Origin of the sequence: Helicobacter valdiviensis, assembly GCF_003245365.1 — a bacterium.
Classification (GTDB): Bacteria; Campylobacterota; Campylobacteria; order Campylobacterales; family Helicobacteraceae; genus Helicobacter_D; species Helicobacter_D valdiviensis.
Map to the genome: position 1 here is coordinate 1 of NZ_NBIU01000103.1, position 862 is coordinate 862.

Here is an 862-nt window from a genome sequence, read left to right on the forward strand (position 1 = left end):
AATAAACTTGATCAATGGTATAACCCAAAATTTGGCATATATCTAGGTAAAATTATATTTGATAAAAAAGGTAATAAACTTATCCCAAAATACATACCCACTAAATTTGAAAATTTAGAAGAAGAAGTTAAAAGAATAAAAAATCCTTTATGGCTTGCTAATAAAAATCCTAATTATATTAAACCTAGATATTATGATGGTATGGGTGGGGGTTATTATTTTGAAAGTCCAAATAATTTAGAATATCAATGCAAAATAGAAAAAGATACAACCATTTTAAATCAAGAGCAAATCATTTCTTATGTGAATGCAATTCATAGTAAAAATGTAAATATGATAAAAAATTATATTGATACAATCAATAAAGACTATGGCATAAAACCTTTTGTATTTAGTGATGAAATTTATGATGAATTAGGAAATCTTGGCATTCTTACAAAAGAACAAGCAAATAATTTTAAAGATAAAAGTTATATTAAACAAGAACCAATACTACTTACTATGCTTGATTATCTAGCAAAACAAAATAAAAAAGATGAGGATTATTTAATCACTTTTGATGATGAATATTTTTATGCTTATTTGGTTTGGAGTTTGAAAGATTTCTTATTAAAGCTTTCTTATGGTGTATTTCAAGATGAAACTAAGCTTCTTTTTAATCCTGCAGCTTATATGGATGATACAAAAATATATTATAGAAATTTAAACGAAGAAATAAATAGGCGTTATGAAAAAATATTGCTTGATATGGGGTTTGAACAAACATCAAAAGGTTATTTTAAAGATTATTATGATTATAGTTTTGGTAATAATGGCATTTTTAAATTTAGCATAGATGATTATTTTGCCTATGATGAAATAG

General features: G+C 24.1%; 1 protein-coding gene. It reads left to right on the forward strand.

All coding sequences use genetic code 11. The annotated features are described in order from the left end of the window. The coding region (locus B6S12_RS11290; protein ID WP_181451054.1) for a hypothetical protein at positions 1-862 on the forward strand (862 nt) is incomplete at both ends.